Raw genomic sequence first — 12,679 nt, 5'->3', positions numbered from 1 at the left:
CCCTCACCCCAACCCTCTCCCCGAAGGGGAGAGGGAGTCCGGCGACGCAACGCGATGCGGCAACACGGATGGCGGTGCCTATCTTCCTCTCGCCTCCGGGGAGAGGACCGAGGTGAGGGGCTGGGGCTCGCGGGGAAGGAGAGAAACATCGCTCTGGCGTTGGTTCGTCGCAAGAATGGCCCCTCACTCCAACCCTCTCCCCGAAGGGGAGAGGGAGTCAGGTGACGCCCGCGATGCGGCAACACGGATGGCGGAGCTTGTCTTCCTCTCCCCTCCGGGGAGAGGACCGAGGTGAGGGGCTGGGGCTCGCGGGGAAGGAGGCAACCATCGCCCTGGCGTTGGTTCGTCGCAAGCAGGGCCCATCGCCCCAATCTTCTCCCGAAGGAAGTGAGGGCCGACAATCATCAGGCGTGGGCGAGACCCGTGACGTGGCGGTCGTCGTCATACTCGACCACGCTGTCGGCCAGCGCGGGCAGGGTGGTGAGCGCGTGGCGGCTGAGGCGTTCGAAGTGCGCGAGGAAACGCACCATCGCTTCGGCGTCCATCGCCAGCGGCGCCTTGCGCGCCAGCAGCGCTTCTTCCTGTTCGCCACGCCAGCGACGCACGACGTCCCAGCTCGGCGCCTGCAGCACGATCAGTGCATCGAGCTTGCGCCACAGCGGCTGGTAGGCGCGCAGCTGCTTGTTCACCCAATGGCGCCAGCGGCAGTCCGGGTCATCGTCGCGTTCGAGCGCGTTGACTGGCGTTTCCAGCGCCGCCTGCAACTGTGGTCGCAGGCCCAGCGCCCAGCCTTCCAGGATCACCAGCTTCGGCGGGCGCGCGACCTTGGGCCAGCGCGAGGGCGGCACGCGGGTATCGCGACCCTTGTCGAAGCGCGGCCAGGTCACCGGCAGCTTCTCCGAGGCCTGCGGCAGCGCGGCCAGCACCGAGAGCAGCAGCTCGATCTCGTGCGTGCCGGGCACGCCGCGCGTGCGCAGCAGCGGATGCACCTCGCGCGCCAGCGTCTCGCGCTCGCTGCGCGGGTAGTAGAAGTCGTCCAGCGCGAGCACGTCGGTTGGCCAGCCGCGAGCTTCGGCCTCGGCCTTCATCACCCGCGCCAGCGTGCTTTTGCCACTGCCCTGCAGGCCGGAGAGGCCGAGGATGTAGGGGCGGCGTGAACGCGCAATGCGGCCGGCATAGTGATCCAGAAGGTGGCCGGCGAGGGCGACGTTCTGCGTGCTAGCATCGTTGGTCATCCGCGCATGATGGCGCGGCGCCGCCACGATGCAAGAGTCATGCTCAAACGCGAGATCCTGGACACCTTCCGCGGCCTGCTCGAGGAGGCCACCACCGGCGGCGACCCCGAACCCACCGCAATGAACCTGGCGACCGCCGATGCGGCCGGTCGGGTCAGCTCGCGCATCGTGCTGCTCAAGGGCGTCGACGAGCGCGGCTTCCGCTTCTTCACCAACTACGAAAGCGACAAGGGCGTGCAGTTAGACGCGCACCCGCAGGTCGCGCTGTGCTTCCACTGGAAGCACCTGCGCCAGGGCGTGCAGGTTCGCATCGAGGGCGCCGCGCGCAAGCTGCTGGCGGAGGAGTCGGAGGCATATTTCGCCAGCCGCGCGCGCGGCAGCCAGATCGGCGCCTGGGCGTCGCTGCAGTCGCAGACGTTGCCGGATCGCGAGACCTTCGAGCAGCGCTTCGCGCGTTGCGAGAAGGAATACGAGGGTCGCGACGTGCCGCGCCCGCCGCACTGGGGCGGCTTTGTGGTCGAACCGGACATGATCGAGTTCTGGTACGGCGCACAATTTCGCCTGCACGAGCGGGTGCGCTGGAGCCGCCACGGCCAGACCTGGACCAGCCGGCTACTTTACCCGTGAGCCACGCCCAGCCCGCGCCGCACGTCGGCCAGAACGGTTTCTCCGTGCACACGCGTGGCCGTGGCTTTTGCGAAATCACCGGCAAGGTGGCCGAGGCGATCGCCGCCAGCCACGTGCAGACGGGCATCGCCAACGTCTTCGTGCTGCACACCAGCTGCTCGCTGCTGATCTGCGAGAACGCCGACCCGACCGTGCGCGACGACCTGGAGCGCTGGTTTTCGCGCGCCGTTCCCGACGGCGAACCGCTCTTCGAGCACGACGCCGAAGGTCCGGACGACATGCCGGCCCACGTGCGCTCGATCCTCACCGGCGTGAGCCTCACCGTGCCGGTCCATGGCGGCAAGCCGCAGTTGGGCACGTGGCAGGGCATCTACCTGTGGGAACACCGCCGCGAACCGCACCAGCGCCGGGTTTCAGTGACCGTGCTGGGGCATTGATGGACGGCTTTCCGCAGCGCATCGTCTGTCTGACCGAAGAACCGACCGAAGTGCTCTACGCCTTGGGCGAGGAGCATCGCATCGTCGGCATCTCCGGCTTTACCGTGCGACCGCCGCGGGCGCGCAAGGAAAAGCCCAAGGTATCGGCATTTACCAGTGCGAAGATCGGCGAGATCCTGAAGCTTGAGCCGGACCTGGCGATCGGCTTTTCCGACATCCAGGCCGACATCGCGCGCGAGCTGATCAAGGCCGGCGTGGAAGTGTGGATCAGCAACCACCGCAGCGTGGAAGGCATCCTTGCCTATATCCGCCGTCTTGGCGCCATGGTCGGCGCCCACGAGAAGGCCGAAGCCTACGCCCGGCGTGCGGAGGCGCACATTGCCGAAATCCGCGCGGCGGCCGGGCAGTTGCCGCGCCGGCCGAAGGTCTACTTCGAGGAGTGGGACGAGCCGATCATCACCGGCATCCGCTGGGTGGCCGAGCTGATCGGTATCGCCGGCGGCGAGGACGCGTTTCCGGAGCTGGCGCGCGAGCCGCTGGCGAAACAGCGCATCCTGGCCGATGGCGCGGAGGTCGTGCGCCGCGCGCCGGACATCATCCTGGGCTCCTGGTGCGGCAAGCGGTTTCGGCCGGAGAGGGTGGCGGAGCGACCGGGCTGGGAGGCGATTCCGGCGGTGCGCGACGGCGAACTGCACGAGGTGAAGTCGCCGATCATCCTGCAGCCGGGGCCGGCGGCGTTGTTCGATGGTCTGGACGAGATACACCGCATCATCACGGCGTGGGCATCGCATCTCGCCTGATCGTGGCGCAGTCAGCGATGAGGGGACGCCAGTTGCGGTAACCCGGGTCGCAAGTCGGGTTGGGGCTCGTAGGTAACCATCAGTGCCGTTACGCAGCTAGGTAAGCCTGATTGGCCAGGATGGTATTCGGCGTAGACGACGATGGTCGCTGGGCCGCGCCGCTGGTCCAGGGTTTGCGCGGCGGGGGGCATTGCACCTGAAGGGTTCAACGGGCCGAGCATGCGTTGTACGCGGGCCGTGGACAGACAGGAGCTGTGCGCAAAGTTGACCGTGACGAACTGCACCTTGTCAGCGCTTGACCGGATCGTAATGGAGTCGATGGTGGAACCGCCGACTCGCGCAGATACGTCGGCATGGGTGACGAACCAATCGCCCAATCCACGCTGCGTACGATATCGGATCGATCTATTCGTCAGCACGCTATCCAGATAGCGTTCCATGGCTTCCAGGCTGGCTTCCGGATGCGCGGCGAGCTGGTCTACGAGTCCGCGCAAGCTCACAGGAGCGGCGGATTGCGCGATCGCGCAGCCGCCCCAGAGCACGCATATCGACCATGCCAGGGTTCTCCGCAGAAAATTCACGACCGCCTCAGTGTCCAGAAGGGGTCGGTAGCAGGGTGTGCCACATCCCGATGGCCACTTGATGTCGGAATGGCAACCATGGCGCCCAGCCGTCGACCTGGCTGCGCTCCACTGCTTTGGTGCGTTTTTCGTTTGTGCGTTCCATGCGCTTCTTTCCAGGTTAACCAGGTCAACGCTGGCCGTAAGCGGTACTTAAAACCCGCGCGCCAGCTGGTTGCCCCAGTCGAACAGCGGCGCCGCGATGAGGATGCGGGCGAGCAGCAGGCCGATCATCACCACCGCCGGCGAGAAGTCGAGCATGCCGACCACCAGCTTGCCGCGCAGTGGCCTGAGCAGCGGGTCGACGATGCCTTCCACCAGCCGCAGCACGGGGTGGTAGGTGTCCGCGGCGAACATGCTGAGCAGCGACCAGCCGAACACCAGCACCAGGTAGAACAACAGCACGAAGTCGAGCAGGTCGGCCAGCGCGAGCACCAGCAGCCCGGCCACGTGCGGCAACGCCCCGACCAAGGCGAACAGCACCACGCGCTTGATGAGCATCACCAGGTAGCACACCAGCAGCGCGGCCAGGTTGAGCCGGCGCCAGTTCGGCAGCACGCGACGGATCGGGGCAAGCACCGGGTTGGTGTAGCGGTAGACGAACTGGCTGATCGGGTTGCGGAAGTCGGCCCGCCCGGCTTCGGCCAGCAGCCGCAGCACGAACAGCGTGGCCACGACATCGAAGGCGATTTCAAGCAGCAGCGAAAACGCGTTCAGCAGGTAGATCACGGGCGTGGCTCCTTGGCGTCCAGTTCGGCGGCCAGCTCGGCCCCGCGGCGGGTGGCAGCGGCCACGGCGTGGGCGGCGACGCGCGGGAGGCCGTCGGCCGCGAAGCTGTCCAGCGCGGCCTGGGTGGTGCCATTGGGCGAGGTCACCCGACGACGCAGTTCGCCCGGCGCTTCGCCGCTCTCCACCAGCATGCGGCCGGCGCCCAGGCAGGTCTGCGCGGCCAGGGCGCGGGCGGTTTCGCGGGGCAGGCCCTGCGCCACCGCGGCGTCCTCCAGCGCTTCAACCAGTGCGAAAAAGTAGGCCGGGCCGGAGCCGGACAAGCCGGTTACCGTGTCCATCAGCGCCTCGTCATCGATCCAGCGGGTGATGCCGGCTGCATCGAGGATGTGCTGCGCCTGCGCCTTCTGCGGCGGGCTGACCCGGGCGTTGGCGCACAGGCCAGTGGCGCCGGCGCCGATCAGCGAGGGTGTGTTGGGCATGCAGCGCACGATTGGCAGGTGGGCGCCGAACCAGCGTTCGAGCTGATCCAGCCGTACCCCGGCGGCGATCGATATCACCAGCGGGCGCTGGCGCTGCAGTACGTCGCGCAGTTCTGCCTGCAGTGCCGGCATGATCTGCGGCTTGACCGCCAGCAGCAGGATCTCCGCGTCCTCGGCGGCCAGCCGGTTTTCGGCGAATGTGGTCACACCGAACTCGCGGGCGAGCGCCTCGCGCGCCTGCGCCTGCGGCTCGGCCACGCGGATGGACGAGGCCGAAGCGCCGGTCTTGAGCAGGCCGCCGATCAGGCTGCGCGCCATGTTGCCGCCGCCGATGAAGGCAAGTCGTGTCATGCCGGTCCCTTGGGTTGTGGGGCCCGATACCTTAACCCGAAGCGGCCGGCGGGCGGGTGACAAGGCCGGCCCCCCCCGGGAGGAGCGCGCCTGTGCGCGACCGCCCTGTTCGGTCGAACGCAGGGAAAGGCGTTCGGACAGGAGACAAGGGAAACCGGCGGGAAGCCATCGCAGTTTCGGCATCCGGCGGCGCCAACCTACTGGTCGCAAAGCCATTCGCGCGAGTAGTATCGGCTCGTTGCGAGGGGGTTGTCCGATGACCGGCTCGAAGGCGACGGAGCGCGTGCGCAAGCGCGCGACCGGGCGGTCCCCTGCGCAGAACCGCTATTCATCCAGACGAACGTTTTAAGGGGAAACGCCCGATGGACATCGCCGAACTGTTGGCCTTTTCGGTCAAGAACAAGGCCTCGGACCTGCATCTTTCGGCCGGCCTGCCGCCGATGATCCGCGTGGACGGCGACGTGCGTCGCATCAACATCCCGCCGCTGGAACACAAGCAGGTCCACTCGCTGATCTACGACATCATGTCGGACAAGCAGCGGCGCGACTACGAAGAGTTCTACGAGACCGACTTCTCGTTCGAGATTCCCGGCCTGGCGCGCTTCCGCGTCAACGCGTTCAACCAGAATCGCGGCGCCGGCGCGGTGTTCCGTACGATTCCGTCCGAAGTGCTGACGCTGGAAGACCTCGGCGCGCCGCGCATCTTCCGCGAACTGATCGAGCAGCCTCAGGGTCTGATTCTGGTGACCGGTCCGACCGGCTCGGGCAAGTCGACCACGCTGGCGGCGATGGTCGACCACATCAACAAGAACGAATACGGGCACATGCTCACGGTCGAAGATCCGATCGAGTTCGTGCACACCTCCCAGAAGTGCCTGGTCAACCAGCGCGAGGTTCACCGCGACACGCACGGCTTCAACGAGGCGCTGCGCTCGGCACTGCGCGAGGATCCGGACTACATCCTGGTCGGCGAGTTGCGCGACCTGGAAACCATCCGGCTGGCGCTGACCGCCGCGGAAACCGGCCACCTGGTGTTCGGCACCCTGCACACCAGCTCGGCGGCCAAGACCATCGACCGCATCATCGACGTGTTCCCGTCCGGCGAAAAGCCGATGGTGCGCTCGATGCTGTCGGAATCCCTGCGCGCGGTGATCTCGCAGACGCTGCTGAAGAAGGTCGGCGGCGGCCGTATCGCGGCGCACGAGATCATGGTCGGCATCCCCGCCATCCGCAACCTGATCCGCGAGGACAAGGTCGCGCAGATGTATTCGTCCATCCAGACCGGCCAGCAATACGGCATGCAGACGCTCGACCAGAATCTGCAGGACCTGGTCAAGCGCGGCTTGATCGCGCGGCAGGAGGCGATCGGCTATGCCAAGAACAAGGATGTGTTCAAGTAAGGCCGGAAATGGTCAATCGGGAATGGCAAATCGCAAAACCCGCTCCCGCCCGGTAGACCTCGTTCGGCAAGCGACCGCGGTTTGCTTCTGACGATTCCCCATTGACGATTCCCGATTCCCGGACATCAAGCCATGAGCGATTTCGATTTCACTTCCTTCCTCAAGCTGATGGTGCACAAGAAGGCGTCGGACCTGTTCGTCACCGCCGGCGTCGCGCCATCGATGAAGTTGCAGGGGCGCGTCGTGCCGATCACGCAGAGCCCGCTGTCCGTGCAGCAGGCGCGCGACATGGTGCTCAACATCATGACGCCAGCGCAGCGCGAGGAGTTCGAGAAGACCCACGAGTGCCAGTTCGCGATCTCCGCGCAGGGCGTGGGCCGTTTCCGCGTGTCGTGCTTCTACCAGCGCAACTGCGTCGGCATGGTGTTGCGCCGGATCGAATCGAAGATCCCGACCTTCGAGGAGCTGACGCTGCCGCCGGTGCTCAAGACGCTGTCGATGACCAAGCGCGGCATCATCATCTTCGTCGGCGCCACCGGTTCTGGTAAGTCGACCTCGCTCGCGGCGATGGTGGGCTACCGCAACCAGAACTCCACCGGCCACATCATCACGATCGAGGACCCGATCGAATACGTGCACAAGCACGAGGGCTGCATCATCACCCAGCGCGAGATCGGCATCGACACCGACAACTGGGATAACGCGCTGAAAAACACGCTGCGTCAGGCGCCCGACGTGATCCTGATCGGCGAGGTGCGTACCCGCGAGACGATGGAGTACGCGATCAACTTCTCCGAAACCGGCCACCTGTGCCTGTGCACGCTGCATGCGAACAACGCCAACCAGGCGATCGACCGCATCCTGCACTTCTTCCCCGAGGACCGGCGCCAGCAACTGTTCATGGATCTATCGCTGAACCTCAAGGGCATCGTGGCGCAGCAGCTGATCCCCACGCCGGACGGCAAGGCGCGCCGCGTTGCAGTCGAGGTGCTGCTGGGCACGCCGCTGGTGCAGGACTACATCCGCCAGGGCGAGATCCACAAGATCAAGGAAGTGATGAAGGACTCGGTCAACCTGGGCATGCGTACCTTCGACCAGAGCCTGGTCGAGCTCTACCACGCCGGCGAGATCAGCTACGAGGACGCGCTGCGCCACGCCGACAGCTCCAACGAGGTGCGCCTGCGCATCAAGCTGGCCCAGGGCGGCGACGCGCACACGCTGTCGCAGGGCCTGGAAGGCGTCGAGCTGGAAGAGACCCGTGACAACAACCAGTTTGGCGGCGGCATGCTGCGGCGCTGAGAGGAATCCGCATTTCGTTCGCGCTGAGGCGCAGCGCGAGTTCCAAGCACTGCCTTCACCCGAAGTGGGATCAAAAAAAGGAGCCCTGAGGGCTCCTTTTTGTTTCCGTACGCGACGACAGGCAGGCTTACGGCGAATCCGCGCCGGCGGTCACGGTCAGGCCGGTGGCGTCGACACTCTTTACGCCCTTGACGCTATGGGCTACCTGAATCGCCCGGTTCTTGTCCATGTTGCTGGCCACTGTGCCGGTCAACCGCACCATGCCGTCACGGGTGTCCACGGAGATCTTGCTGGCGGGGATCTCGGACGTAGTGGCGAATTCGGACTTCACCTTGGTGGTGATCCAGGCATCGTCCACTTTGCCCGGTACGGTCTGGTTGCTGGATTGCATGCTGCCGCTGGACTGCGCGTCGGCGTCCTGTGCGAGGGCCTGCGCGAACGGCACGGCGGCCAACGCAGCGGTCAGGCCGGCGGCGATGAAGGCTCGATGGAACGCGGAATGGGTACGCATGGCACTCTCCTTCGGGTGACTGTCGCAACACGATGCGTTTGCACCGTGGGAGTCATGGCAACAGGGCTGCCGTGAACGGGTTGTGGGTCCGATGCCTTGCCGTTCAGTGGCAATTACCGTTGTGAACGGCTGGCTGAAAGGAAGGTTCGAGCGGCGCGAAAAGAGAGTGAGCTGCCCGTTGTGCCTGCATCGCCCGCGCCTGCAGGAAGCCGGAAAGCAAGCGGGGCGCCCCTGGAGGCGCCCCGCATGGCAAACCCGGGGTAGCGGCTTACTTGAGCGTGGTCTGGCTGGTGATCGTCAGACCGTGATCGTCGACGCGTGCGTCGGCGTCGATCGACTCGATGCGCGCGGCCTGCGCTCGCATGGCGTCGAATTGCGCCTTGGTGCGTGCCTCGGCGGCGGTCTTGTCCGCCTGGTCTTCCGCACTGACCGCGTCATCCTTTGCCAAGGCCGCCGCGGCGGAGGCCAGACTGTCGGCCTTCTGCTGCATCAGGGTGACCCAGTCCAGGTACATCTGACCGCTCAGGTGCATGCGCAGCATCTGCCCCGCGTTGCCGACCGGAGCCTTGAGTGCGTCGGCCAGCTTGCCGTCCTCGCCCGCACCGATGCCCAGCCCCAGGCTCTTGGGACCCATCGCCAGCCAGGCCGGCTGGCCGAACATGTTGGCGAGGGTCGGCGGCAGCGCCACCGGCTTGCCATCGGCGGTGAGCTTCAGCTGCGCCAGGGCAGGGGTCATCATCTGGCCCATCGCCAGCAGGCCGGCCGGGTTGCTGGTGCCAAGCACCAGTCGGCCGGTGAACTGCGGCATGGCGTTGGCCTGGCCCGGCGTGAAACTGTCCAGCGAAAGGCCCAGGCCCAGCAGGTCGCCGAACGGCGGAATCGCGGCCTTCTGCATGTTCTGGCCGAGCTTGGCGAAGGTGTCGTTGAGGTCGGTCAGCGCGGGGCAGGTGAACGGCTTGGCGGCCACCGCGTCAGCCTGCGCGCTCCAGAACGCGCGCACCTGCGCCACCGGAAGGCCCAGGAAGAACTCGAACGGCGAGGTCGTCTGCGTGGCGCCGAGCCCGGGCAGGTCGACCTTCAGCCCGCTGAACGCCTGGGAGATGTCGCTGGCGAGCGAGACGTCCCAGCGCATGTCCTGGTGCTTGGCCTCGAGCCGGGTGTAGCCGAAGCTCAGTTCCGGCACGCGGCTGGCGATGCGCGTGGCATCGGCCTGGCAGCTGGGCGGAATCTGCAACTGGTTGGCCACCGGCTCGCCGGTCTTGGCCGATTCGGCCTGTGCGCGGGCCTTGAGCAGGGCGTTGAACAGCGGGTCCTTGCCGCTGGCGGCGAGCGGCAGGGCGCGGGTCAGGTCGAGCTCGCCCACGGCCCACTTCTCGTAGCCCTTGGTCTTGGCCAGCTTGGCCAGGCGGCCGTCGTCCTGCAGGTTCTGGGCCGGGCGATCCAGGCCTAGCGCCTGGCGCAGCAGCGGTTGGGACGCATCGGCCGGCAGGATCGCGGCCACCGCCTGCTTGCCGACCACGGCCAGGATCAGTTGGGTACCCGTGGCGGCCGAAACGTGGCGCCGATAGCTCTGCTTGTCCAGATTGGCGACGTCGAGCTTCTTGCCATAGGCGGTTTCCAACCGGCCCACGAAGGCCCCGAACGCGTCGGTATCGCCGAGCTGGAAGCGCAGCACCGGCGCCAGGCCCAGGCCGTAGAGCGCGGAGTAGCCCTTGAGGTCCAGGCCGGCCCCCTGCGCGAACGACTCGACCGTCTTGCCGTCCAGTTCCTTGGCGAAGGCGCGCAGCAAGTTGGCGGTGTCCGGATCCTTCTGGGCCATCTCGTCCGCGGCGGCGCGCAACTGGGTCACTTCGGCCGGCATCTGCGCATCGGCCTGGGCGAGCAGGGCGGCGCGGGTGTCGTCGTCGAGCACGTCAAGGTTGGCCACCACGTAAGGCGTGTCCGCGGGGACGAAGGCCAGCGGGGCGTCCTTGTCCTTGTGTCCACATGCCGCCAGCAACAGGCCAGCCAAAGCCAGCGCGAGGGTGCGCTTCGTCGATCGCATGATTCGGTTCCCTGAAAAAGAAGAAAGGCGCGGCCATTATGCCGCGCCCTCGGGGTGGATCGCCTGTGCCTGCCGTCGGGGGTTGACGCCCGCGCTCAGCGGGCGAGCAGTTCGCCCAATACCGCCATGCGCACGAACACGCCGTTGCCGACCTGTTCGAGGATCTTCGACTGGGCGCCATCGGCCACCTCCGAAGCGATCTCCACGCCGCGGTTGATCGGGCCCGGGTGCATGACCAGGCAGCCCTTGGCGGCGAGCGCCAGGCGGCGGGTGTCCAGGCCGTAGCGGGCAAAGTATGCCGCCTCGTCGGGAAGCTCGGTGGCGCTCATGCGTTCCTTCTGCAGACGCAGCATGATCGCCACGTCGGCGCCGGCGATCGCCTCGTCGAAATCCTCCACGAAGACGCAGCGCGGAAACTCCTCGGGTGTCGGCATCAGTGGCGCGGGGCCGCACAGGCGGATCTCGCGCACGCCCATGGCGATAAGTGCATGCACGTCCGAGCGCGCCACGCGCGAGTGCTTGATGTCGCCGCAGATCACCACCGCCAGGTTCTCGAAGTCCGGGCGATGCTCGCGGATGGTCATGACATCGAGCAGGCCCTGGGTCGGATGGGCGCGGTTGCCGTCACCCGCGTTGACCACCGACACGCCACTCATCGCGTGGCGCACCAGTTCCTCCGGCGTGCCGGAGATCTTGTGGCGCACCACGATGGCGTCCAGATGCATCGCCTCGAGCGTATGCAGCGTGTCGAACAGTTCCTCGCCCTTGGCGGTGGAGGAGAAGCCGATGTCGAAGTTGATCACGTCCGCGCCGAGCCGGCGGGCGGCCAGCTCGAACGAGGTGCGCGTGCGGGTGGACGGCTCGAAGAACAGGTTGAGCACGGTCCGCCCGTTGAGAAGGTCCAGCTTGCGGGTGCCATGGGCGCAGGCGTCGCGCATGGACAGGGCGCGGTCGAGCAGGCGCTCGACGCAGGCGCGTGGCAGGTTTTCCAGCGTGGTCAGGTGGCGCAGGCGGGTGCTCATGGCGTGCGGTTCGAAAGCGCGGGAAGGAATGAACATGCGATGGCCTGGCTCAAGCTAGTGGGAGGCGGAGGCGGCGGCAAGCCAGCGTTCGAGGATCACCGCGGCGGCTTCCGCGTCGATGTTGGCCGCGTCGCTGCGTCTTTTCGTGCCGGCGGCGCGCGCTTGGGCGAAGCGCTGCGCGGCTTCCTGCGAGCTGTGCTGTTCGTCCACCAGCGCGACCGGCGCCTGGTAGCGCTCGCGCAGGTGTTCGGCAAAGCGGCGGGCGAGCCGGGTGGCTGGCTGCACGGTGCCGTCCAGCGCCAGCGGCAGGCCGACGACCAGCGTGTCCGGTTGCCATTGCTTGTGCAGATTGTCCAGCTGTGTCCAGTCCGGTCCGCTATCCCGGACGGGGACCACGGCCAATGCGCGGGCACTTGCGGTGATCGTGTTGCCGACGGCCACGCCAATCAGCTTGCTGCCGACATCGAAGCCGAGCACGCAACTCATGCGCGGCGGTCCGTGCCGTCGATCGCCCGCCAGGCGCTCACGCGTGGCCTGCGTAGCCGGGAAGCTGCAGCGGATCGACGCCGACCAGGCCGGCGGCCGCGCTCCAGCGCTCCTCCAGCGGCGTATGGAACATCACCCGCTCGTTCGCCTCGGCGGTGAGCCAGCTGTTGTCCTTCAGCTCCTGCTCCAACTGGCCGGCACTCCAGCCGGCGTAGCCCAATGCCATCAGGGCGTCCTGGGGGCCGTCGCCGGCCGCCATGGCGACCAGGATGTCGCGCGAGGTGGTCACCGACCATTCGGCGTTGATGCGGTAGCTCGATTCCCAGTGGCCGTGCTCGCGGTGCAGCACGAAGCCACGTTCCTGCTGCACCGGACCGCCGATCAGCACCGGCCGGTCAGCCAGTTCCAGATCATTGCAATCGAGCTTCAGCTGTGCCAGCACGTCGCCGAGCCGGTATTCGGAAAGCCGGTTCACCAGCAGGCCTACCGCACCGTCCTCGTCGTGCTGGCACAGGAAAGCCACGCTGCGCGAAAACGGCGGCTCGGCCAGGCTGGGCATGGCGATCAGGAAATGTCCGGCGAGAGTCTGCGGGTTGGGGACGGCGCTCATGCGGCCATTGTAATGCGGAGGCGGGCATC

At 66.9% G+C, this 12,679-nt stretch carries 14 protein-coding genes; 5 read left to right on the top strand and 9 right to left on the bottom strand.

What is annotated here, in order from left to right; translation table 11 throughout:
• Nucleotides 1–404: 404 nt before the first annotated feature.
• The gene (locus ACFWZ3_RS07510) at nt 405–1,235 is read right to left on the bottom strand and encodes a kinase (RefSeq protein WP_439707109.1); all 831 of its coding nucleotides are present in this window, start codon (nt 1,233–1,235) and stop codon (nt 405–407) included.
• 39 nt (nt 1,236–1,274) lie between these two features.
• On the opposite strand from ACFWZ3_RS07510, the gene pdxH reads away from it, so the two are divergent.
• Genes pdxH through ACFWZ3_RS07495 form a run of 3 tightly spaced genes read left to right on the top strand, consistent with a single transcriptional unit; the run spans nt 1,275 to nt 3,099 of the window.
• Nucleotides 1,275–1,862, top strand: a complete 588-nt coding sequence (pdxH, locus tag ACFWZ3_RS07505) for a pyridoxamine 5'-phosphate oxidase (RefSeq protein ID WP_439707108.1) — start codon at nt 1,275–1,277, stop codon at nt 1,860–1,862.
• Nucleotides 1,859–2,299 (top strand): secondary thiamine-phosphate synthase enzyme YjbQ, encoded by a 441-nt coding sequence (locus ACFWZ3_RS07500; protein ID WP_439707107.1) that lies wholly within the window; start codon nt 1,859–1,861, stop codon nt 2,297–2,299. The genes pdxH and ACFWZ3_RS07500 overlap by 4 nt, the downstream gene beginning before the upstream one ends.
• Nucleotides 2,299–3,099: an ABC transporter substrate-binding protein gene (locus ACFWZ3_RS07495; protein ID WP_439707106.1), complete on the top strand. Its 801-nt coding sequence runs from the start codon at nt 2,299–2,301 to the stop codon at nt 3,097–3,099. The genes ACFWZ3_RS07500 and ACFWZ3_RS07495 overlap by 1 nt, the downstream gene beginning before the upstream one ends.
• An 11-nt stretch (nt 3,100–3,110) precedes the next feature.
• On the opposite strand, the gene ACFWZ3_RS07490 is transcribed toward ACFWZ3_RS07495, so the two are convergent.
• The 3 genes from ACFWZ3_RS07490 to proC all read right to left on the bottom strand — a co-directional run bounded on the left by ACFWZ3_RS07490 (nt 3,111) and on the right by proC (nt 5,278).
• Entirely contained in the window at nt 3,111–3,680 is a 570-nt protein-coding gene (locus ACFWZ3_RS07490) for a hypothetical protein (protein WP_439707105.1), read from the bottom strand.
• 192 nt (nt 3,681–3,872) lie between these two features.
• A complete protein-coding gene (locus ACFWZ3_RS07485) occupies nt 3,873–4,448 on the bottom strand; it encodes a YggT family protein (RefSeq protein WP_439707104.1) in 576 nt (191 codons plus the stop codon).
• Complete coding sequence (proC, locus tag ACFWZ3_RS07480) at nt 4,445–5,278, bottom strand: pyrroline-5-carboxylate reductase (RefSeq protein WP_439707103.1); 834 nt, start codon at nt 5,276–5,278, stop codon at nt 4,445–4,447. Before proC ends, ACFWZ3_RS07485 begins: the two co-directional genes overlap by 4 nt.
• A 362-nt stretch (nt 5,279–5,640) precedes the next feature.
• Between proC and ACFWZ3_RS07475 the strand changes: the two genes are divergently transcribed.
• Together ACFWZ3_RS07475 and ACFWZ3_RS07470 are read left to right on the top strand one after the other, a co-directional pair.
• Nucleotides 5,641–6,678 carry a type IV pilus twitching motility protein PilT gene (locus ACFWZ3_RS07475; RefSeq protein WP_439707102.1) on the top strand — a complete coding sequence of 346 codons (1,038 nt, stop codon included), beginning with the start codon at nt 5,641–5,643 and terminating at the stop codon, nt 6,676–6,678.
• 132 nt (nt 6,679–6,810) lie between these two features.
• Nucleotides 6,811–7,977 (top strand): PilT/PilU family type 4a pilus ATPase, encoded by a 1,167-nt coding sequence (locus ACFWZ3_RS07470; protein WP_439707101.1) that lies wholly within the window; start codon nt 6,811–6,813, stop codon nt 7,975–7,977.
• Nucleotides 7,978–8,104: 127 nt separating this feature from the next.
• Here ACFWZ3_RS07470 and ACFWZ3_RS07465 read toward each other — a convergent pair whose 3' ends face one another.
• The 5 genes from ACFWZ3_RS07465 to ACFWZ3_RS07445 all read right to left on the bottom strand — a co-directional run bounded on the left by ACFWZ3_RS07465 (nt 8,105) and on the right by ACFWZ3_RS07445 (nt 12,650).
• Nucleotides 8,105–8,488 carry a BON domain-containing protein gene (locus ACFWZ3_RS07465; protein ID WP_439707100.1) on the bottom strand — a complete coding sequence of 128 codons (384 nt, stop codon included), beginning with the start codon at nt 8,486–8,488 and terminating at the stop codon, nt 8,105–8,107.
• 268 nt (nt 8,489–8,756) lie between these two features.
• A complete protein-coding gene (locus ACFWZ3_RS07460) occupies nt 8,757–10,532 on the bottom strand; it encodes a hypothetical protein (RefSeq protein ID WP_439707099.1) in 1,776 nt (591 codons plus the stop codon).
• A gap of 95 nt (nt 10,533–10,627) precedes the next feature.
• Nucleotides 10,628–11,554 carry an aspartate carbamoyltransferase catalytic subunit gene (locus ACFWZ3_RS07455; RefSeq protein WP_439707098.1) on the bottom strand — a complete coding sequence of 309 codons (927 nt, stop codon included), beginning with the start codon at nt 11,552–11,554 and terminating at the stop codon, nt 10,628–10,630.
• Nucleotides 11,555–11,608: 54 nt separating this feature from the next.
• Nucleotides 11,609–12,040, bottom strand: coding sequence for a Holliday junction resolvase RuvX (gene ruvX, locus ACFWZ3_RS07450; RefSeq protein ID WP_439707097.1), 432 nt, complete (start codon nt 12,038–12,040; stop codon nt 11,609–11,611).
• Between the two features lie 37 nt (nt 12,041–12,077).
• Nucleotides 12,078–12,650, bottom strand: coding sequence for a YqgE/AlgH family protein (locus tag ACFWZ3_RS07445; RefSeq protein WP_439707096.1), 573 nt, complete (start codon nt 12,648–12,650; stop codon nt 12,078–12,080).
• Nucleotides 12,651–12,679 lie beyond the last annotated feature (29 nt).

Origin of the sequence: Frateuria sp. GZRR35 (assembly GCF_051900415.1) — a bacterium.
Taxonomy (GTDB): domain Bacteria; phylum Pseudomonadota; class Gammaproteobacteria; order Xanthomonadales; family Rhodanobacteraceae; genus Frateuria_A.
The sequence above is the reverse complement of the archived record's forward strand: the minus strand, read 5'-3'. Positions and strand labels throughout refer to the sequence as shown.